1 protein-coding gene is annotated in these 255 nt (G+C 38.8%); it reads right to left on the bottom strand.

Going from position 1 to position 255, the window contains the following annotated elements:
* Positions 1 to 144 (bottom strand): DUF4372 domain-containing protein (locus IAQ59_RS22865; protein ID WP_425342633.1); only part of this gene is annotated, 144 nt, incomplete at its 3' end.
* Positions 145 to 255: the final 111 nt, after the last annotated feature.

The following is a 255-nucleotide window of genomic DNA, read 5'->3' as shown; positions in this document are numbered from 1 at the left end:
CGAATGGCACTTGGTGACAACTCCGTACATCATAAAAACCAATTGCTTCCACGTCATCATCGTCTTATAATATCGGTCGCTTTGGTGTTCTGACACACAGGAGTTGACAATTTCACGGGGAACAAAAGAAAGTAACTGAGAAATTACGGGTTGACCGGCAAGATTCGTATTTTTTGGACATGATGATTTTTAGTGTGGAAACTTCAAACATCATAAATTTTAGCGAGGTGTCAAAACCTCGCTATTGTATTTTTT

This window comes from Lunatimonas salinarum (assembly GCF_017811155.1).
GTDB classification, from domain to species: Bacteria; Bacteroidota; Bacteroidia; order Cytophagales; family Cyclobacteriaceae; genus Lunatimonas; species Lunatimonas salinarum.
Note: the sequence above shows the minus strand (reverse complement) of the source record. Positions and strands in the feature narration are given on the sequence as shown.